Origin of the sequence: Pseudomonas sp. CP4, assembly GCF_047758505.1 — a bacterium.
GTDB classification, from domain to species: domain Bacteria; phylum Pseudomonadota; class Gammaproteobacteria; order Pseudomonadales; family Pseudomonadaceae; genus Aquipseudomonas; species Aquipseudomonas fluorescens_AO.
In genome coordinates this window covers 1624540-1642200 of record NZ_CP180489.1, presented here as the reverse complement: position 1 = coordinate 1642200, position 17661 = coordinate 1624540, and the positions used below count along the sequence as shown (strand labels likewise).

Annotated in this window: 19 protein-coding genes; 8 read left to right on the top strand and 11 right to left on the bottom strand. The window is 61.5% G+C overall.

From position 1 onward, the window contains the following. Nucleotides 1-8 precede the first annotated feature (8 nt). Nucleotides 9-1814: a FimV/HubP family polar landmark protein gene (locus tag ACMYUN_RS07295; protein ID WP_415763346.1), complete on the top strand. Its 1806-nt coding sequence runs from the start codon at nt 9-11 to the stop codon at nt 1812-1814. Between the two features lie 103 nt (nt 1815-1917). Here ACMYUN_RS07295 and ACMYUN_RS07290 read toward each other — a convergent pair whose 3' ends face one another. After that, the gene (locus tag ACMYUN_RS07290) at nt 1918-4107 is read right to left on the bottom strand and encodes a patatin-like phospholipase family protein (protein WP_415763345.1); all 2190 of its coding nucleotides are present in this window, start codon (nt 4105-4107) and stop codon (nt 1918-1920) included. 71 nt (nt 4108-4178) lie between these two features. Between ACMYUN_RS07290 and ACMYUN_RS07285 the strand changes: the two genes are divergently transcribed. Further along, nucleotides 4179-4466 (top strand): SelT/SelW/SelH family protein, encoded by a 288-nt coding sequence (locus ACMYUN_RS07285; RefSeq protein WP_016771139.1) that lies wholly within the window; start codon nt 4179-4181, stop codon nt 4464-4466. On the opposite strand, the gene ACMYUN_RS07280 is transcribed toward ACMYUN_RS07285, so the two are convergent. After that, on the bottom strand, nt 4460-5353 hold the full coding sequence (locus ACMYUN_RS07280; RefSeq protein WP_415763344.1) for a DMT family transporter: 894 nt from the start codon (nt 5351-5353) through the stop codon (nt 4460-4462). The genes ACMYUN_RS07285 and ACMYUN_RS07280 overlap by 7 nt on opposite strands. Before the next feature lie 299 nt (nt 5354-5652). Here ACMYUN_RS07280 and ACMYUN_RS07275 point away from each other — a divergent pair, with 299 nt between their 5' ends. After that, on the top strand, nt 5653-6468 hold the full coding sequence (locus tag ACMYUN_RS07275) for a UDP-2,3-diacylglucosamine diphosphatase (RefSeq protein WP_137216256.1): 816 nt from the start codon (nt 5653-5655) through the stop codon (nt 6466-6468). A 111-nt stretch (nt 6469-6579) separates the two neighbouring features. Here ACMYUN_RS07275 and ACMYUN_RS07270 read toward each other — a convergent pair whose 3' ends face one another. Both ACMYUN_RS07270 and ACMYUN_RS07265 read right to left on the bottom strand, forming a co-directional pair. Then, on the bottom strand, nt 6580-7170 hold the full coding sequence (locus tag ACMYUN_RS07270; protein WP_415763343.1) for an HD domain-containing protein: 591 nt from the start codon (nt 7168-7170) through the stop codon (nt 6580-6582). A gap of 14 nt (nt 7171-7184) precedes the next feature. Then, nucleotides 7185-7496: a DUF962 domain-containing protein gene (locus ACMYUN_RS07265; protein WP_039761067.1), complete on the bottom strand. Its 312-nt coding sequence runs from the start codon at nt 7494-7496 to the stop codon at nt 7185-7187. Nucleotides 7497-7661: 165 nt separating this feature from the next. Here ACMYUN_RS07265 and ACMYUN_RS07260 point away from each other — a divergent pair, with 165 nt between their 5' ends. Beyond that, nucleotides 7662-8723: an AraC family transcriptional regulator gene (locus ACMYUN_RS07260; protein WP_205884335.1), complete on the top strand. Its 1062-nt coding sequence runs from the start codon at nt 7662-7664 to the stop codon at nt 8721-8723. Here the strand turns inward: ACMYUN_RS07260 and ACMYUN_RS07255 are convergent. Then, nucleotides 8680-10134 carry a TrkH family potassium uptake protein gene (locus tag ACMYUN_RS07255; RefSeq protein ID WP_042607491.1) on the bottom strand — a complete coding sequence of 485 codons (1455 nt, stop codon included), beginning with the start codon at nt 10132-10134 and terminating at the stop codon, nt 8680-8682. The two genes, ACMYUN_RS07260 and ACMYUN_RS07255, sit on opposite strands and share 44 nt — an antisense overlap. A gap of 121 nt (nt 10135-10255) precedes the next feature. On the opposite strand from ACMYUN_RS07255, the gene ACMYUN_RS07250 reads away from it, so the two are divergent. Continuing rightward, nucleotides 10256-10822: a nitroreductase family protein gene (locus tag ACMYUN_RS07250; RefSeq protein ID WP_415763342.1), complete on the top strand. Its 567-nt coding sequence runs from the start codon at nt 10256-10258 to the stop codon at nt 10820-10822. 113 nt (nt 10823-10935) lie between these two features. Here the strand turns inward: ACMYUN_RS07250 and ACMYUN_RS07245 are convergent, their stop codons facing one another. The 6 genes from ACMYUN_RS07245 to ACMYUN_RS07220 form a co-directional block, all read right to left on the bottom strand. Continuing rightward, a complete protein-coding gene (locus ACMYUN_RS07245) occupies nt 10936-12276 on the bottom strand; it encodes a HAMP domain-containing sensor histidine kinase (protein WP_350571619.1) in 1341 nt (446 codons plus the stop codon). Between the two features lie 170 nt (nt 12277-12446). Further along, nucleotides 12447-12899 carry a Spy/CpxP family protein refolding chaperone gene (locus ACMYUN_RS07240; RefSeq protein WP_042607494.1) on the bottom strand — a complete coding sequence of 151 codons (453 nt, stop codon included), beginning with the start codon at nt 12897-12899 and terminating at the stop codon, nt 12447-12449. Between the two features lie 234 nt (nt 12900-13133). Beyond that, a complete protein-coding gene (locus tag ACMYUN_RS07235; RefSeq protein ID WP_016771129.1) occupies nt 13134-13811 on the bottom strand; it encodes a response regulator transcription factor in 678 nt (225 codons plus the stop codon). A 7-nt stretch (nt 13812-13818) separates the two neighbouring features. Next, on the bottom strand, nt 13819-14229 hold the full coding sequence (locus tag ACMYUN_RS07230; RefSeq protein WP_039761083.1) for a translation initiation factor 2: 411 nt from the start codon (nt 14227-14229) through the stop codon (nt 13819-13821). A 108-nt stretch (nt 14230-14337) separates the two neighbouring features. Next, nucleotides 14338-14637, bottom strand: a complete 300-nt coding sequence (locus ACMYUN_RS07225; protein ID WP_415763341.1) for a YciI family protein — start codon at nt 14635-14637, stop codon at nt 14338-14340. A 1-nt stretch (nt 14638) separates the two neighbouring features. Continuing rightward, nucleotides 14639-15235: a septation protein A gene (locus ACMYUN_RS07220; protein WP_042607495.1), complete on the bottom strand. Its 597-nt coding sequence runs from the start codon at nt 15233-15235 to the stop codon at nt 14639-14641. 87 nt (nt 15236-15322) lie between these two features. On the opposite strand from ACMYUN_RS07220, the gene ACMYUN_RS07215 reads away from it, so the two are divergent. The 3 genes from ACMYUN_RS07215 (at nt 15323) to ACMYUN_RS07205 (ending at nt 17651) form a co-directional block, all read left to right on the top strand. Next, nucleotides 15323-16186, top strand: coding sequence for a PHP domain-containing protein (locus tag ACMYUN_RS07215; RefSeq protein WP_039761090.1), 864 nt, complete (start codon nt 15323-15325; stop codon nt 16184-16186). Between the two features lie 13 nt (nt 16187-16199). Then, nucleotides 16200-16829 carry an L-threonylcarbamoyladenylate synthase gene (locus tag ACMYUN_RS07210; RefSeq protein WP_016771124.1) on the top strand — a complete coding sequence of 210 codons (630 nt, stop codon included), beginning with the start codon at nt 16200-16202 and terminating at the stop codon, nt 16827-16829. Nucleotides 16830-16952: 123 nt separating this feature from the next. Then, nucleotides 16953-17651 (top strand): segregation and condensation protein A, encoded by a 699-nt coding sequence (locus tag ACMYUN_RS07205; protein ID WP_172828192.1) that lies wholly within the window; start codon nt 16953-16955, stop codon nt 17649-17651. Nucleotides 17652-17661: the final 10 nt, after the last annotated feature.

Sequence of the window (17661 nt, the reverse complement as noted above, 5' to 3'; positions counted from 1 at the left end):
GGATGCTCATGCTCGCAAGTCGGCACGTGCTGGGGGGGGGCGCCAAATGGCTGCTGCTCGCTGGCGTATTCAGCTATTCGACCTGGTCGATGGCGTTGGGGTTGGGCGAAATCACTGTTCACTCAGCCCTCAATCAGCCGTTCAAGGCCGACATCGCGTTGGTCGATGTCGGCACGTTGACGCAAAACGATCTCTCGGCCAGCCTGGCTTCGGCGGATGAATTCGGCCGGGCGGGCGTCGAGCGGGTGTTCTTTCTCAATGACCTCAAGTTCACCCCGATCCTGCGCGGCAGCCGCCAGATGCTCCGGGTGACGTCCGGCAAACCGGTCAACGAACCTTTCCTGAATTTCCTCGTGCAGCTCGATCAGCCCAATGGCCGTCTGCTGCGCGAGTACACGGTGCTGATTGATCCGCCGGGTTCGCCGGGCATCGTGCCCGCCACCGACGAGCCGGATCCGCGTCCGCAATCCTCTGAATTTCCAACCGTCGAACCGGTTACCGCATCGCCCCAGGCGGCCCAAGGCAAACGCGCTGCAGCGCCTGTGCCGCCAACGCCGGCGCCGCCTGCCAACGATGCGCAGGCCGAGCAATTGGCGGCCAGTGTGCTGCTCACCCAGCAACTGCAAAAGACCCTCGACGAACAGAACCTCAGGCTGCAAGAGCAGCAAGTGCAGATAGCTGACGGCAAGAAGCAGGTCGAAGAGTTGCAAACCCGTCTGGCCGAAGTGCAGAAAGCGCCGTCACCACCCGTGGTCGCGCCGGCTCCGTCCGCTGTTTCGGCTCCGGTCGAGGCGACAGACGACGGCTTGAACTGGCCTCTGCTCGGCGGACTGATAGTGCTGCTGGGCGTGTTGGCAGCGTTGCTCATACGCCGCCGGCAGCACCGTTCGACAGCTGATGGCACGCCGCTGCCGCTCTTGCCGGTAGGCGCCGAAGAAGACGACGACGAGCCCGAGCTTCAACAATCTGTCGGTGCGCACGCGGCCGCTGATCATCGCGACGAACCCGGTGCCGGCGACGTGCTTGAGGCTGTGGGCATCTATCTGGCCTACGGTCGACTCAGCGAAGCCGCCGGGCTGCTGCGCGATGCTTTGCACAAGGAGCCCGAGCGCACCGATCTCGGTTTGCAGCTTTTGGAAGTCCTGGGGCGCCAGGGTGACAGCGGCGCTTTTGACCAGCAGGAAACCCGCCTGCGTGCGCTTGGCGTTGATGAGCGCGAACTGATTGAAACCCGCGCTCGCCATCCAAAACTGGCAGGCGCCGCACCGGCGGCATTTGCAGCAACGCCAATCGCCCCCGAACTGCCAGTGGCCACGGCAGCGGCAGTGGCCGCGCCGCTCGCATCGTCGCCCAGCGCTCTCGAAGATGATTTCGAATTGAATCTGGGCGAGCTGTCGATGGATTCAAATTGGGATCTGAACGACAGCCGCAGCGATCACGCCGCAGCGCCGATCGATGATCCGGCACTGGGAACCAGTTTGTCAGTGGACGCCGATTTCGAATTGCCACAGGCTGAATCTGCCGAAGAAGCCGAACTTGAATGGATCCCCGAACCCGACGCCCAGCCCCTCGACGATGACTTTCTCAATGAGTTCGGCGATCCCGAGCCGTCGCTGGTGCTCGAACCTCTGGATCTGCCATTACCCGAGTCCACTGAGGTCGACACCGAGGCCGCCGGCAAGCTCGAGCAGGCACAAACCTGCATCGACGACGGTGACATCGACAGTGCGATCGCGCTGCTCAACGAATTGCTCAGGGAAGGGGATGAGCCGTTGAAGCAGACGGCAAGGACGTTGTTGGCGGGGATTCGCTGAGCGCCCACGGATTTCGGGCTCATCGGGGACCGCTTTCGCGAGCAGGCCGCTCCCACAGGGAAATGCGCTCTACCCTGTGGGAGCGAGCCTGCTCGCGAAGGCGTCAGAACGTCTGCCCCAGATTCAGATAAACCGCCTGTTCGTCCGCATCATTCAAGCCATACGTGAAATTCAACGGCCCCAGCGGCGTGTCGAAGCCGATAAACATGCTCGCGGCGTTGATGTAGCCGCTGTCGAATTCGTTGTCGTTGTTCCACGCTCGACCACGTTCCAGTGAGGCGCCGGCGTACAGCGGAAAGTCCAGCGGTAAATATGAGCGCGGCGTCAGGCGCCGGTAATACACAGCGCGCATCAGGCTGACGTTCTGTCCGGACAGCGCATCCTCACGGAACCCCGACAACTGCCGCGCGCCGCCGAGCAGGAAGCTCGAAGTCACCACATTGGCATCGTCCAGCGTGCGGCCGTAGCGTCCGCCCAGAATCAGGGTGTCGGGCCCGTGGCTCATCGCCTTGTCGAATTTCGCTTCCCATTGGCGATAGCGATTGTCTGAACCCAGGCCCGGCTCGAACTGGGCGAACGTCAGGCTGACGTCTTTGCCCTCGTGCGGAAAATAGACGTTGTCCAGTGAGTCGTAGGAATACTTCACGGTATAGAAGCCTTCGTTGAAACTCTCGCTCGGCAGATCCTGATCGCCAATGCGCACGTCCGCCTTGCCCCAGGCCTGGCCGACGCCGAGCCGGACTTCACCGTTGTTGCCGATCTGCCGGCCAAGGTTGAGGCCGAAGCCGTACCGCTCGACGCGATACTGGGCGATCGGATCGTTATCCAGCACCGAGTCAACGTTCTGCGCCTCGAACGACGCATAGGGCGCGACGAAGTAACGCGAGCCGACGTCCAGCGGCTGATAAAACTCGCTGTACAGTTCCTGCTTGTCGCCGATCTGCGCGCGGGTCAGCCATTCCGCGCCGAGGCGGTTGATGCCGTTGACGCGATAACTGGCGCCGAGGTTGAAAGCACTGTCGCCGCGCATGTCGTCCGACAGATTCAAGCCAACGCGCAAATAATCGGTACCGCTGCGCTTGCCGCTGGCGCTGATGACGAGGGTGTGATCCTGGCCTTTGTGCACCACGCGGTAGCGCACTTGATCGAAGTAATCGAGGCCGTACAGCGTGCCCATGTCCGAATGCAGGCGGCCCAGGTCGAGCGGCGCGCCGATCGGCTGGCGGATGTAATAGCGAATCACGTCATCGTCGACTTTCGAATCGTTTTCGACGCGGATGGCGGTAATGATCGGCGTTCGCTGTCCCGGTTGGCGGGCGGCGTTGAGCTCGGCGTCCTGGGTTTCGGTCGGCTTGAGTTGCGCCAGACGCGCATCGAGGATCCGCGTGGCGCGATAACCGGCATCGATCATCTCCTGCGCCTTGCCGAAATCAGTCACGCCGAACGCAGCCAGCGCAGGCTGAATCAGCACGTCATCGGCATGCAGACTCGCCAGTTGTTCTTCGGAGTTGCGCCGGGTCATCAGGGTGATCGACTGATTGAGCACATCCACCACGGTGGTCAACTGCTTGCGATTGCGCAGCGGCGTGCCGATGTCGACGACGATGGCGATGTCGACGCCCATTTCCCGCGCGACATCCAGTGGAATGTTGTCGGTCATGCCGCCGTCCACCAACAACCGACCATCAAGCTCGACCGGGGCGAACACTGCGGGGATCGACATGCTCGCGCGAATCACTTGCGGCAGGTGGCCTTTGCGAAACACCACTTTTTCGCCATTGGCGATGTCGGTGGTCACCGCGCGGAACGGGATTGGCAGCTTGTCGAAGTCGCGGGTGTCGCTGGTGTGGGCCAACAGGCTTTCCAGCAGCAGCGCGAGATTCTGGCCCTGGATCACCCCCAACGGCAGGCCGAGACTGCCGTCGTCGCGAAAGCTCAGTTTCTGTTTGACCAGAAAATCGCGGTCGTCCTGCTTGCGTCGAAATGGCACGTCCTCACGCGGCGGGGCGTCGGACAGTGCAGCCTGCCAGTCGATGCTCAGGGCGAGCTTTTCCAATTCATCGATCTTGTAGCCCGAGGCATACAGGCCGCCGACCACCGCGCCCATGCTGGTGCCGGCAATCGCATCGATCTTGATTCCTTGTTCTTCCAGCGCCTTGAGCACGCCGATGTGTGCCAGCCCGCGCGCGGCACCACCGGACAGCACCAGGCCGACTTTCGGTCGTGGCGCTTCGCTGGCGTGAACCAGCAGGGGAAGGAAACCAAGTAACAGGCAAAACAGCAAACGGCGCATGGTGAGTCTCGGGGCAAGCGGTAAAGCCGGCTATTATAGCGGCGCCCTCTGTCTCAGGAGTTTCAGCGATCATGACCGTCGCCAAAGCCGAAGTTGTCATCACTTACTGCACCCAATGCCAGTGGCTGCTGCGCGCCGCATGGCTGGCCCAGGAGCTGCTCAGCACCTTCGCTGATGACCTGGGCAAAGTGTCATTGGTACCTGGCACCGGCGGGGTGTTTCACATCACCTGTGCAGGCGTGCAGATCTGGGAGCGCAAGGCTGACGGTGGTTTCCCCGAGGCCAAGGTATTGAAGCAGCGAGTGCGCGATCAGATCGATCCGGACCGCGACCTCGGTCACAACGACCGCACTCAGTGAGAGGCGGCCTCGGCGGCGACGGTTTGCTTGTCGCTGCCGCCTGACATCCGCGCTGACACCACGATCGCGATGATGATCAGCGCGCCACCGATGAGCATGCGCAGGGTCGGGGTTTCGCTGAACAGCAGCCAGGCGAGGGTGATGCCGTAAACCGGCTCCATGGCGAACACCACCGCCGCCGTGCGCGCCTTGATCACCGCCAGACTGGCGACGAACAGGCTGTGCGCCACGCCCGTGCAGAACACCCCCAGCAGGGCGATCCACAACCAGTCCAGCGCTCGCACCTGACTCAACTGCGGCGCCGCCACCGGCAACAGACACAACGCCACGACAACGTTCTGGCACAACGCCGCCTGCACCGCCGGGATGCGCCCGGAACTGGCGCGGTTGGTCAGCGACAGCAGGGAAAACAGCAGGCCGGACAACACCGCCCAAAGCAAGCCGACGGTCGCGCCGCTGCCCAGATCGAACGCCGGGGTCACCAGCACCAGACCGATGCTGACCAATACCACCAGGACGATTTCATTGGCGCGGATGCGTTCGCGGAAGATCAGTCCTTCGAGAATCACCGTGAACGCCGGGAAACTGGCAAAGCCCAACGTGGCGATGGCCACCCCGGCGATCTTCACCGATACGAAAAAACTCACCCAGTGCCCGGCCAGCAACACGCCGCTCAGCGCCAGACGCCGCCAGTCCACTGCTTGCAGCTTTTGCCAGCCGCTCTGACTGGCGAATCGCGCAAAGAAGGCCAGGGCAAGCACGGCGAAGGCCGCGCGGCCGAAAACGATGACCGCCGGTGATGCGGCAGCAAGTTTGCCGAGCACACCGGTCAGGCCGAACATCAAAGCGCCGATATGCAGGGCGCCGAGGGCGGTACGCGGAGTCATTGCATTCCTTAATCCAGACACAGTTTTGATCATTCCCAGGCTTTGCGTGGGAATGCAGCCCGTGACGCTCCGCGTCACTGGACGCGGAGCGTCCCTAGAGGCGTTCCCACGCAGGAGCGTGGGAACGATCATCAAAGACAGAACAATTGCGCGCCAGTCTAAAGCGCTGTCGCCGCCGCGTCTGTCATCCGGATCCTCAAATGGTGAACGATTTGCGCTGTCACACGACTGACTCACGCTTGTCACGGTCGATTAACCGGGTGCGCGCAAGCTGGCGAAAACATCGCAGAGGGTTGCCCATGACCAGCGCCGAGCTCGCCAGACCCAGTCGCAAACAACGGGTGCGAACCCTGTGGATTTCCGATGTGCATCTGGGCACGCGGGATTGCCAGGCCGAGCACTTGTCGCAATTTCTCAAGGGCTATCACGCCGACAAGGTCTATCTGGTCGGTGACATCATCGATGGCTGGAAACTGCGCAGCGGCATGTACTGGCCGCAAGCGCACACCAACGTCATCCGCCGCCTGCTGACCATGAGCAAGCGCGGCACCGAGGTGATTTACGTCACCGGCAATCATGATGAATTTCTGCGGCGCTATTCGAAGCTGATTCTGGGCAATATCCAGTTGGTCGACGAGGCGGTACACGTTACGGCGGACGGCCGGCATTTGCTGGTAATCCACGGCGATCAGTTCGATGTGATCACCCGCTATCACCGCTGGCTGGCGTTTCTTGGCGACTCGGCCTATGAATTCACCCTGACCCTCAACCGCTGGCTCAATCACTGGCGCGCCCGTTATGGCTACGGTTACTGGTCGCTCTCGGCGTACCTGAAACACAAGGTCAAGACCGCCGTGAGTTTCATCAGCGACTTTGAAGAAGCCATCGCCCACGAATGTGTGAAGCGCGAATTGCATGGTGTGGTCTGCGGGCACATTCACCATGCCGAGATTCGCAAGGTAGGGGAGGTGGACTACCTCAATTGCGGCGATTGGGTCGAATCGTGCACGGCGCTGATCGAGCATTGGGACGGCACGATCGAGCTGTATCGGCTGGCGGATGCGCAGGCGCGTGAGGCGGAGCTCAAGGCTGCCAAAATTGCCGAGATCGCCTGAGCGAAAGAGAAACCCTGTGGGAGCGAGCCTGCTCGCCAAGGCGTAGTGTCAGACAAAACTTTTGTGCCTGATACAGCGCTTTCCCGAGCAGGCTCGCTCCCACATGTGTTTTCAGGCCGGGCTGTGTTCTTGCATCGCAGCCTTGTAAATCGAGTTCTTCGGCTGCGCAAACAGCCGCTCCATCATTGGCTCGAAGAAACTCAGCGGCAGCGTGTCATACGCCGGATCAAACGCCGCCGCGTCGTACTTGGCGCAAAATTCGGCAGTGGTCTGGAACTGCGGATGATCCTTGAATTGCTCGCGCAAATGCCGGTCCATGCCCAGGTGATGAAAGAAGTAATAGCCCTGAAAGATGCCGTGCTTCTCCACCATCCACAGATTTTCCGCACTCACGAACGGCTTGAGAATTGCCGCGGCGATGTCCGGATGGTTGTAGGAACCGAGGGTGTCGCCGATGTCGTGCAACAGCGCGCAGACCACGTATTCCTCGTCACGCCCGTCGCGAAAGGCGCGGGTCGCGGTTTGCAGCGAGTGGGTCAGGCGATCCACCGGGAAACCGCCGAAGTCGCCTTCAAGCAGTTTCAGGTGCGCGAGAATCCGCGACGGCAGCTGCTTGGCGTACGCGCTGAAATCGGCGGCGATGATCGCCCAGTCTTCCTCGGTGCCGTCCTTCATATGGGTGAAACGAGCATGGGCATTCATGGGCAGATCCTCATTCAGAACGCCACGCGACCGAGAATCATGTCGCGGTACATGACGAAATCGCCGAACAGGCTGTACAGCGGATGCTGAAACGTCGCCGGGCGGTTTTTCTCGAAAAAGAAATGGCCGATCCAGGCAAAGCTGTAACCGGCCAGCGGCAAGGCCAGCAACAGTAGCCAGGCGCCCTTGGCGATGCTCAGGGCGAGAATGAAGATGACCAGAGAAGTGCCGATGAAATGCAGACGACGGCAGGTACTGTTGCTGTGCTCGGCGAGGTAATAAGGGTAGAACTCGGCGAAGCTGTTGAACTGCTTGATGTTTTCCACGACCGCGTTCTCTGTGGTGATTGTTCTGGCGACAAGTTGTGCGTCGGGTAGCTTATTTGAGTCTAGAGTGATCATTGGCGTGGGCCAGTGACAATCGGCGCCACTTTAGTATCCTTCGCAAATAGGGCGGTTATCTGCAGCCCGTCATGTAAAAGAATAACAACCATGAGCGAACGAACGACTTCTGCAAGCTGGGCGATGGGGATTGTCAAAGCACTGGAGATGGACGGCCTGGATTGCCGGGTTCTGTTCAAGCAACTGGGGCTGGATTTTAGCGCGCTCGAAGATCCGGATGCGCGTTTCCCGCAGGACTCCATGACCCGGCTCTGGCAGCGCGCGGTGGAGGTTTCCGGCAACCCGGCGATCGGCCTGAACATGGGCAAAGTGGTGCGCCCGGCCTCGTTTCACGTCGCCGGTTACGCGCTGATGTCGAGCAATACCCTGGCTGAAGGCTTCCAGCGCCTGGTGCGCTATCAGCGCATCATCGCCGAAAGCGCTGACCTGAGTTTTCGCCGGCTCGATGAAGGTTACGCGTTGATCCTGACTGTGCACGGCGATCATCTGCCGCCGACCCGGCAAAGTGCCGAAGCGTCGCTGGCCTGCGCACTGGCGCTGTGCGGCTGGCTGACCGGGCGTCCACTGCACCCGGTCAAAGTGTTGGTTCAGGGCGATCAACCAGCCAACCTGCAACCTTATAAAGAAGCCTTCCATGCACCGCTGGTGTTCAACGCGCCTTACGACGCGTTGATCTTCGAACGTGCCGATATGGAGGCGCCGCTGCCCACCGCCAACGAAGCCATGGCGCTGTTGCATGACCGTTTTGCCGGGGAATATCTGGCGCGGTTTTCCGAAAGTCGCGTGACGCACCGGGCACGCCAAGTGTTGTGTCGTTTGCTGCCCCAGGGCGAGCCCAAGCGCGACACCGTGGCGCAGACGTTGCACCTGTCGCAGCGCACTCTGCAGCGGCGCTTACAGGAGGAAGGCACCAGTTTTCAGCAGTTGCTCGATGACACCCGGCGTGAACTGGCCGAACAATATCTAGCGCAACCGAGCATGACCTTGCTGGAAATCGCTTACTTGCTGGGCTTTGCCGACCCGAGCAACTTCTTCCGCGCCTTCCGCCGCTGGTTTGACACCACGCCCGGTGAATACCGCTTGCGCCTGACGCAAGTGCCAGACGCGGTCAATGACGCCAGAACGCCGGAATACACAGCACAAACACCGTAATGATCTCCAATCGGCCGAGCAGCATGCCGAACGACAGAATCCACTTCGCCGCATCCGGCAGCGTCGCGAAGTTGCCGGCCGGGCCGATGGTTTCGCCCAGACCCGGGCCGACGCCGGACACGGTACTGGCGGCGCCGGTCAGCGCGGTCATCCAGTCGACCCCGAGCAGCGACAGCAGCAGGGCGATCACGCAGATGGTGATGGCGAAGAAAAACGAGAAGGTCAGGATCGAACGGACAATTTCTTCGTCGAGGCGGTGACCGTTGTACTTCTGCTTGATCACCGCGCGCGGGTGGATCAGCTGATTAAGGTTGGCCTTGAGCAGGATGTAGGCGACTTGGAAACGGAAAATCTTGATCCCGCCCGCCGTCGAACCTGAGCAACCGCCGACGAAGCCCAGATAGAAAAACAGCATCAGCGAGAAATTGCCCCACAGGCTGTAGTCACCGAGGGCGAAACCGGTGGTGGTGACCACCGAGGTCACGTTCAACGCCACATGCCGCAGTGCTTCCAGCCAGTGCAGCTTGGTCGTCCACCAGTACCAGGTGCCGAGCACCAGCCAGGTCACCAGCAACATTGCCAGCAAGCCTTGCACCTGTTGATCACGGATCAACGCTTTGCGATTGCCGCGCAAGGTCGCCACGTACAAGGTGAACGGCAGGCTACCGAGAATCATGATGACGATGGCCACCCAGTGCACCGCCGGTTGCGTCCACTTCGCCAGCGACTGGTCGGAGGTCGAGAAACCGCCGGTGGAAATCGCCGACATCGCGTGGTTGATCGCATCGAACGGACTCATCCCGGCCCACCAGAACGCCAGGCTGCCGAGAATGGTGATGCCGACGTACGCCGCCACGATCAGCCGCGCCACCATGTGCGAGCGCGGCATGACCTTTTCCGAACGATCCGAGGATTCGGTCTGGAACAGGCGCATGCCACCGATGCGCAGCAGTGGCAGAATCGCCACCGCCATGCCGATAAAGCCGATGCCGCCGATCCAGTGCAGCATCGAGCGCCACATCAGGATGCCCGGCGACATGCTGTCCAGATGATTGAGCACGGTGGAGCCGGTGGCGGTGATGCCGGACATGCTTTCAAAGAACGAGTCGGTGTAGCTGATGTGCTGGGTCAGCAGAAACGGCAGCGCGGCGAAAATACACACCACCAGCCAGCTGCTGACCGTCAGCAAATACATGTCGCGCGGGCGCAGATGAACGTGTTCGGGGCGGCCGGGAATCACCAGCGCGAGGCCGGCGACGAAGGTGATCATGCTCGCCCAGAGGAATGACGGCAGGTCGCTGGTGCGCTCGAAAATCACCAGCGTGGCCATCGGCACGACCATGGCCACAGCCAGGGTGATCAGGAAAATGCCGATGATGAAACCAATGGTCCGTAAGGTCGGCAACGCCATGAAATCCGCTCGGGCTGGTGGAAGAAGGGCGCCATTCTACCTGCGGGGCAAGGCATGTAAACCGGCAGGCGCTGCGCAGTTGCAGCTAGAATAGCCGCACATTTTTCAAAGGAGGTGGCCGATGCAGGCTCTCGACGCGTTGCTCAACCGTGTTTCCGTTCCCCGACTGGTCGAACCGGCCCCCACTGCCGAGCAGCGCGAAGCCCTGTTCGGCGCGGCCCTGCGTGCCCCGGATCACGGGCACTTGCAGCCGTACCGCTTTTTGACCGTCGAAGGCGCGGCGCGTGAGCAAATGGGCGAGCTGCTCGCCGAGGCGGCTCGCCAGCAGGGCGGCGAAGTCACCGAAGCGATGATCGACAAGGCGCGCAACGGCCCACTGCGCGCGCCGTTGGTGGTCGTGGTCATCGCAAAGTTGCAGGAACACGTGAAATATCCGAAGGCCGAGCAATTGCTTACAGCCGGCTGCGCGGCGCACGGGATCTTGCTGGCAGCGTATGCGCAGGGGATTGGTGCGGTGTGGCGCACCGGGGATCTGGCGTACTCCAGGCATGTGGGCGAAGGTTTGGGGCTGGAGGAGGGTGAAGAGGTGATCGCGTTCCTCTATCTCGGCACGCCGCAGAAAGAGCCGCGCGTGGCGGAGAAGGTTGATCTGGCTGAGTTCGTCAGCGCCTGGCCCGCTAAAGCCTGACCCCGATTTCAAACTGTGGGAGCGAGCCTGCTCGCGAAGACGCAGTGTCAGTAGTCATATTGGTTGACTGACACACCGCTCTCGCGAGCAGGCTCGCTCCCACATTTCTTGCTTCAGGGCTGGACCACGACTCCCGGCACCAGCGGCAATTCCAGACTCGCCACAAAGCCGCCCTGCGGATGATTGGCCAGCGTCAGCGTGCCGCCATGCCGTTCCGCCGCGCGTTTGGCGATCGCCAGCCCCAAGCCATGCCCGGCAGCCGTTTGTCCCGGCGCCCGGTAAAACGGTTCGCCCAACTGACTTAGATGTTCGGTCTGAACCCCGGGCCCATGGTCGCGCACGCTGATGACAATTCGCTCACCCTGCCGCGCAGCCTGCAATTCGATCGGCTGATCGCTCGGGTTGAAGCGTTGGGCGTTGCGCAGCAGATTATCTACCGCGCGTTCGATCATCGTCGGCCAGCCTTTGAGATTCAGCTGCGGCTCGGCTTGCAGGCGTACGGTCTGCTCGGGCGAGCTGAGCTGCGCATCTTTTTGCAGCGTGGCGAGCAACGCGTTCAGGTCCACTTCTTCAGCGCTGGCGTTGTCGGCATCGACTCGCGCCAGCACCAGAATCTCACTGATCAAGGCCTCCAGCCGGTCGCATTCGCGCGTCAGCCGTGGCCACAGTTTTTCGCGCTCTTGCGGGTTGGCGCGCTCAGCCAAGGCCAACGCGATGCGCAGGCGCGCCAGGGGTGAACGCAATTCATGGGAGACATCCCGCAGCAGCTGCCGCTGACTGCCGATGAGGCTTTGCAGGCGCGCGCCCATGCGGTTGAAATCGGTGGCGAGCACGCCGAATTCGTCACGGCGGTTGGCCAGTTTCGCCAGGCTGTTCTGCTGATAAGTGGTCTGCCCCAGATCATGCACCGCGCCCCGCAAGCGACTCAGTGGGCGAGTGATGGAAAAGGTCACGAGCAAACTGAACAGGGTCAGCACCACCAGCGCGATGCCCAGCGCACTCAGCGGCCAGAGCAGGCTTTCGCGGTGCCAGGCGTCGAGTTCCGGGTGTGGAATGCGGTAGATGAACAGGTAGGTGTCACCGGTTTTTTCACTGGTGATCTCGTCGGTCAGACGCCGCCACGGCAGGCGGCGGTCATCGTTGTTCTGCCGCGCTTCGAATGCTGCGGCGCGGCGCGGGAAGGTGCCGCGCACCACCGGATCGCCGGTTTCGTTGAGCACCTGAACGTCGATGTGATACTGGCGTTTGCGTTGTTCGAGGATGTCCTGCGCAGCTTCTTCGCCTTGGGCTTCGTAAGTCTGCGTCCATTCTGCCGCCAGCGTGTTGAGGCCGGGATGGCGGCTGAGAATCCATGCGTCCTGATTGAGCATGTGCCCGAGCAGAATCGACAGCCCGGCTACCAGAGCGATGGCCAGCCAGAAGCTCGCAAGAATCCGCCAGAACAGTGAACGCACAGAAACTCCTCGAAAATCACAAAACCCTGTGGGAGCGAGCTTGCTCGCGAATGCGGTATGTCAGTCAACATTTCTGCGTCTGATACACCGCTTTCGCGAGCAAGCTCGCTCCCACAGTAAATGATGAAAACAGGCCGACGGAGTGAACCGTCGAGCCTGACGTCAGAACATTATTGCGCCTTTTGTGCCTGCTGCGCTTTCCAGGCCTTGAACTCGGCCCATTCGGCGCGGCGCTCGGCGCGTTTCTTCTGGATCTCGTCGAACTGCTTCTGTTGCTCGGGCTTAAGCAGTGCGCGGACATCGGACTCGGCTTTCTTGTGGTTGGCCGCGATCTCGTCCTTCATGGCTTTCTGGTCGGCCGGCGAGAGTTTTTCCAGGTACTTGTCGACCACCTGCTTACGCTCGTGCATCTGCTCGCCCATGATCTTGCGAATCTGCTCGCGCTGTTCGCGGGTCAGATCGAGCTGGCTGTACGGACCTTTGCCGTGCATGCCGCCGTGCATCTGACCGCCGTGGCGCGGGCCATCCAGCGGACCACCCAGCGGACCGCCATCCTGCGGCATGGCCATGGCCACGGTTGGCAGAGCGGCAGCGAACATCAGAGCGATAAGAGTCTTGCGCATGGTGTATCTCCTTGTCTCGTTCCCGGTACGTTCCGGATGAGTGCAGATTACGCAGATCAAGGTCAGCGGCGGTCAGCGCAGCGTAAAGCTTCGGTAAAGACGCTTCGTGCCCGGCCTGACACAAATTCTGTGTAAAAGCTGCCGAAGGCTGCGATCTTCAGGCTGTGGGACTCGGAGCGTCCCCGGCTGCATTCCAACGCAGAGCGTGGGAACGATCAGTACAGGGAGGGCTCTTCAGAGGCTGTAGTAGTAACCCCGGCTACGCAGCGCGACGATGCGCGGGCGGCCGTCGGGGTGGGGCCCGATTTTTTTGCGCAGGTTGCTGACGTGCATGTCGAGGCTGCGGTCGTACAGGGTCAGCTTGCGGCCGAGGGCCAGTTGCGCCAGTTCTTGTTTGTCCAGCGGCTCGCCGGGTTGCTTGAGCAGGGCTTCGAGCAGGCGGCTTTCAGAGACGGTCAGGGTCAGTTCTTTTTCGTCGATGCTGACCACGCCGCGCACCGGGCTGAAACTCAGGTCGCCCAGCTCAAGTTGCGTCGATACGGCGGCCGGATGGCTGCGGCGCAACACGGCGCGCAGGCGCGCGGTCAGTTCGCGGGGGTCGCAGGGTTTGGCCAGGTAATCGTCGGCGCCCAGTTCCAGACCGAGGATGCGGTCCAGCGGTTCACCACGCGCTGACAGCATCAGCACCGGCAGGTCGGCGTGGTCGTTGCGCAGTTGCTTGAGCAGTTCCAGACCGCTGCCGTCGGGCAGCATTACGTCCAGCACTACCGCCGCCGGGGCGGTTTCGGCCAACGCCTTGCGCGCGCTCTGGCCGTCGTGGCAGGCGCGTACCTGGAAGCCTTCCTGGCTCAACCAGCTACTCAGGAGTTCGCACAACTCCTGGTCATCATCAATCAGTAACAGCTCGCTCATGACTCACTCAATTTAGCCATTGCCGACGTTTTCGGCTTGCACCACTGGCAAAGATACCGCAGAGCAGCGCCAATAGCGCTACCCCGGCGCCAGTGACGAACCACTGCTGTTGATCGGTCAGCAAACGCGGCAACGGGCTGGCCTGGGCTTCCTTGAGTTGCAGCTTCAGACGCTGGTTCTCCTGGCGCAGCCGGGCGAGCTGGGCGCTTTCGCGGGTGTTGTCGGCATTCTGCAGTTGTTTGTTCAGTTCTTCGCGCTGCTGTTCACTGGCCTTGAGCCGCTGTTGCAGCTCGGTGATCTGGCTGCCGGCGCTCAATGACAATGGCGTGGAGCTGCCGCCTTCGGTGGTTTCCTCACCATGGGCGGGCGCCATGATCGACAACGTGAGCAACATCAGACACAACGGACCCTTGCGCATCGCGACACCTGTTTCCAAATGGATATTGGGCAGGTTGTCGGCAGGCAAACGAGAATAATGAGCGATTGAGAGCGCGATGAACCGAGAAGGTTCATCGCGCGCAAGGACTCAAGGCAGGACTTGCTTGAACGGCTTGACGATCACATTGGCGTAAACGCCAGCGGCGATGTACGGATCGGCATCGGCCCAGGCCTGTGCGGCGCTGAGGGAGTCGAACTCGGCGACGATCAGGCTGCCGGTGAAACCCGCTGCGCCCGGATCATTGCTGTCGACGGCCGGGTGCGGGCCGGCCAGCACGATGCGGCCTTCGCCCTTGAGCGCTTGCAGGCGTTCCAGATGTGCCGGACGCACGGACAGGCGGGCTTCGAGCGAGTTGGCAACGTCGGTGGCAATGATGGCGTAGAGCATGTCAGTCCTCGGTTTTTGGCGTTGTGGTATCGGTGTCATGCAGGTGGCGCGACAGGTAGATGCCCTGTGCAACCAGGAACAGCACGGTCATGCCCAGGCTGCCGAACACCTTGAAATCAACCCAGATGCTCTGGAAGGTGAAGGCGACGAACAGGTTGGCGGCGCCGCAGAACAGGAAGAACGCGATCCAGGCGATGTTCAGGCGCGTCCAGACCGGGTCCGGCAAGGTCAGCGCGTGGCCCATGATGCGTTTGATCAGCAGGCGGTCACCGATGAAGTGGCTGCCGATGAAGGCCGCAGCGAACAGCCAGTTGACCACCGGCGCCTTCCATTTCAGGAAGGTTTCGCTGTGGAAGGCCAGCGTCAGGCTGCCGAATACCAGGCAGGCAATCAGCGTCAGCCACTGGCTCTTTTCCAGCTTGCGCTGCTTGATGAACAGCGCGCCGTACACCACCAGCGAGCTGATGATCAGCATCGCCGTGGCGCTGTAGATACCGCCTACGGTCACTTGCTGGCCGGCAATGTCGACGACCCGTGGATCAAGTTTGTAAACGATGAAGAACAGCAGAAGCGGGATGAAATCGATGAATTGTTTCACAGTGAGAGCCAGAAGCTGGATGTGGCGGCATAATAACAAACATATGGGCGCGCGATAGCGCCAGCTGATTTGAGGTTACAACTCCCCGTGAATGTTGATTTGCACTGCCATAGCACGGCCTCCGACGGCGCCCTGGCGCCCGCGGTTCTGGTTGCGCGTGCGTTCGAAAATGGCGTGCGAGTCTTGGCGTTGACCGACCACGACACCCTTGAGGGGCTCGCCGAGGCGCGTACTGCCGCCACCGAGTTGGGCATGCAATTGGTCAACGGCGTCGAATTGTCCTGCACCTGGGGCGGGGCGACCATTCATGTGCTGGGCTACGGTTTCGACGTCAACGCCGCGCCGTTGGTCGAAGCAATCGCCAAATTGCACGATGGCCGCTGGCTGCGGTCGGAAGAAATAAGCCGCAAGCTCGCCCTCAAGGGCATGCCCGGTGCCCTCGATGGCGCCCGGCAGATCCAGCAAGAACTGGGCGACAGCGGCAACGCGCCAGCCCGGCCGCATTTTGCCGACTGGATGGTGCGTGAAGGTTATGTAAAGGATCGCGCCGAGGCGTTTCGCAAATGGCTCGGCGCCGGCAAGCTCGGCGACGTCAAGCTGCACTGGCCGACCCTGGAAGACACCGTCGGCACCCTGCGCGCCGCCGGTGCCTGGGTCAGCCTGGCGCATCCCTGGCACTACGATTTCACCCGTAGCAAGCGCCGAAAGCTGATTGCCGACTATATTCAAGCAGGCGGGCATGCTATCGAGGTGGTCAATGGCCATCAGCCCGCAGAGCAGGTGGGCAGCCTGGCGATCCTTGCCCGTGAGTTCGGTCTGCTGGTCAGCGCCGGCAGTGACTTCCATGGCCCTGGCGGCTGGTCCGAGATCGGCCAGTACCGGCCGGTTCCCGAGGACCTTCCACCCCTGTGGTGTCGGTTCAAACATGACACAGATATTGCCGCCGTCTGAACAGGTAGAGAATGTGAGTCAATTTTTCCAGATACATCCGGAAAACCCGCAAGCGCGCCTGATCAAACAGGCGGTCGAGATCATCCGCAAGGGCGGGGTGGTGATTTATCCCACGGACTCGTCCTACGCCATCGGTTGCCAGATCGGCGACAAGACCGCCATCGAGCGCGTGCGACGTCTGCGTCAGCTCGACGAAAAACACAACTTCGCGCTGATCTGCAGCGACCTGTCGCAGCTGGGCAATTACGCCAAGATCGACACCGGCACCTTCCGCATTCTCAAGGCGCACCTGCCAGGGCCGTACACCTTTATTCTCAATGCCACCCGCGAAGTGCCGCGCCTGTTGCTGCATCCGAAGAAGCGCACCATCGGCCTGCGCGTGCCCAGCCATCCGATCGCCTTGGCGCTGCTGGCCGAACTCGGCGAGCCGCTGATGAGCGTGACGCTGATCATGCCCGGCGACGAAGACCCACTCAGCGATCCCTACGAAATGCGCCAGTTGCTTGAGCATCAGGTCGATCTGATCATCGACGGCGGCTTTGGCGGTATCAAGGCCTCGACGGTGATTGACCTGACCGGCGACGACCCGGAAGTGGTCCGCGTCGGTTGCGGCGATCCGACGCCGTTCATGGTCGAGGCCTGAATGTCCGCAGTGGAAACCGTGGTCGATCCCCAGGCCGGCGCCCAGCAGGAGCTGCCGTTTGCGATGGTCTATGGCCAAGCGGTCATGGAAATGCCGCTGGACTTGTACATCCCGCCGGATGCGCTGGAAGTCTTTCTTGAAGCCTTTGAAGGCCCGCTCGACCTGCTGCTGTACCTGATCCGCAAACAGAACATCAACATCCTCGACATCCCGGTGGCGGAAATCACTCGCCAGTACATGGGCTACGTCGAGTTGATGCAGTCGGTACGTCTGGAACTGGCCGCCGAGTATCTGGTGATGGCGGCGATGCTCGCCGAGATCAAATCGCGCATGCTTCTGCCGCGCGCCGAAACCGTTGAAGATGAAGAAGACGACCCGCGCGCTGAACTGATCCGCCGCTTGCAGGAATACGAGCGCTTCAAGGCCGCCGCCGAAGGCATCGACGGCTTGAGCCGGGTCGGTCGCGATGTGATCGTGCCCAAGCTCGACGCACCGGAAGCGCGGGCGCGCAAGCTGTTGCCCGACGTCGCGCTGGAAGAGATCCTGATGTGCATGGCCGAAGTCCTGCGCCGTGGCGACATGTTCGAAAGCCACCAGGTCAGCCGTGAAGCGCTGTCCACCCGCGAGCGCATGAGTGATGTGCTGGAAAGGCTCAAGGGCGGCGGCTTCGTGCCGTTTGTCGAGCTGTTCACCGCCGAAGAAGGCCGCCTCGGTGTGGTGGTGACTTTTATGGCGATCCTTGAACTGGTCAAGGAATCCTTGGTCGAGCTGGTGCAGAATGAGCCGTTCGCTGCGATCCACGTGCGAGCCCGAGCCGAATAACGAGTCCCTG

Bases quoted from the DNA above. Each gene is read 5' to 3' on its own strand.
- ACMYUN_RS07295 (WP_415763346.1), top strand. From the start codon at position 9: ATGCTCGCAAGTCGGCACGTGCTGGGGGGGGGCGCCAAATGGCTGCTG.
- ACMYUN_RS07290 (WP_415763345.1), bottom strand. From the start codon at position 4,107: ATGCGCCGTTTGCTGTTTTGCCTGTTACTTGGTTTCCTTCCCCTGCTG.
- ACMYUN_RS07285 (WP_016771139.1), top strand. From the start codon at position 4,179: ATGACCGTCGCCAAAGCCGAAGTTGTCATCACTTACTGCACCCAATGC.
- ACMYUN_RS07280 (WP_415763344.1), bottom strand. From the start codon at position 5,353: ATGACTCCGCGTACCGCCCTCGGCGCCCTGCATATCGGCGCTTTGATG.
- ACMYUN_RS07275 (WP_137216256.1), top strand. From the start codon at position 5,653: ATGACCAGCGCCGAGCTCGCCAGACCCAGTCGCAAACAACGGGTGCGA.
- ACMYUN_RS07270 (WP_415763343.1), bottom strand. From the start codon at position 7,170: ATGAATGCCCATGCTCGTTTCACCCATATGAAGGACGGCACCGAGGAA.
- ACMYUN_RS07260 (WP_205884335.1), top strand. From the start codon at position 7,662: ATGAGCGAACGAACGACTTCTGCAAGCTGGGCGATGGGGATTGTCAAA.
- ACMYUN_RS07255 (WP_042607491.1), bottom strand. From the start codon at position 10,134: ATGGCGTTGCCGACCTTACGGACCATTGGTTTCATCATCGGCATTTTC.
- ACMYUN_RS07250 (WP_415763342.1), top strand. From the start codon at position 10,256: ATGCAGGCTCTCGACGCGTTGCTCAACCGTGTTTCCGTTCCCCGACTG.
- ACMYUN_RS07240 (WP_042607494.1), bottom strand. From the start codon at position 12,899: ATGCGCAAGACTCTTATCGCTCTGATGTTCGCTGCCGCTCTGCCAACC.
- ACMYUN_RS07235 (WP_016771129.1), bottom strand. From the start codon at position 13,811: ATGAGCGAGCTGTTACTGATTGATGATGACCAGGAGTTGTGCGAACTC.
- ACMYUN_RS07230 (WP_039761083.1), bottom strand. From the start codon at position 14,229: ATGCGCAAGGGTCCGTTGTGTCTGATGTTGCTCACGTTGTCGATCATG.
- ACMYUN_RS07225 (WP_415763341.1), bottom strand. From the start codon at position 14,637: ATGCTCTACGCCATCATTGCCACCGACGTTGCCAACTCGCTCGAAGCC.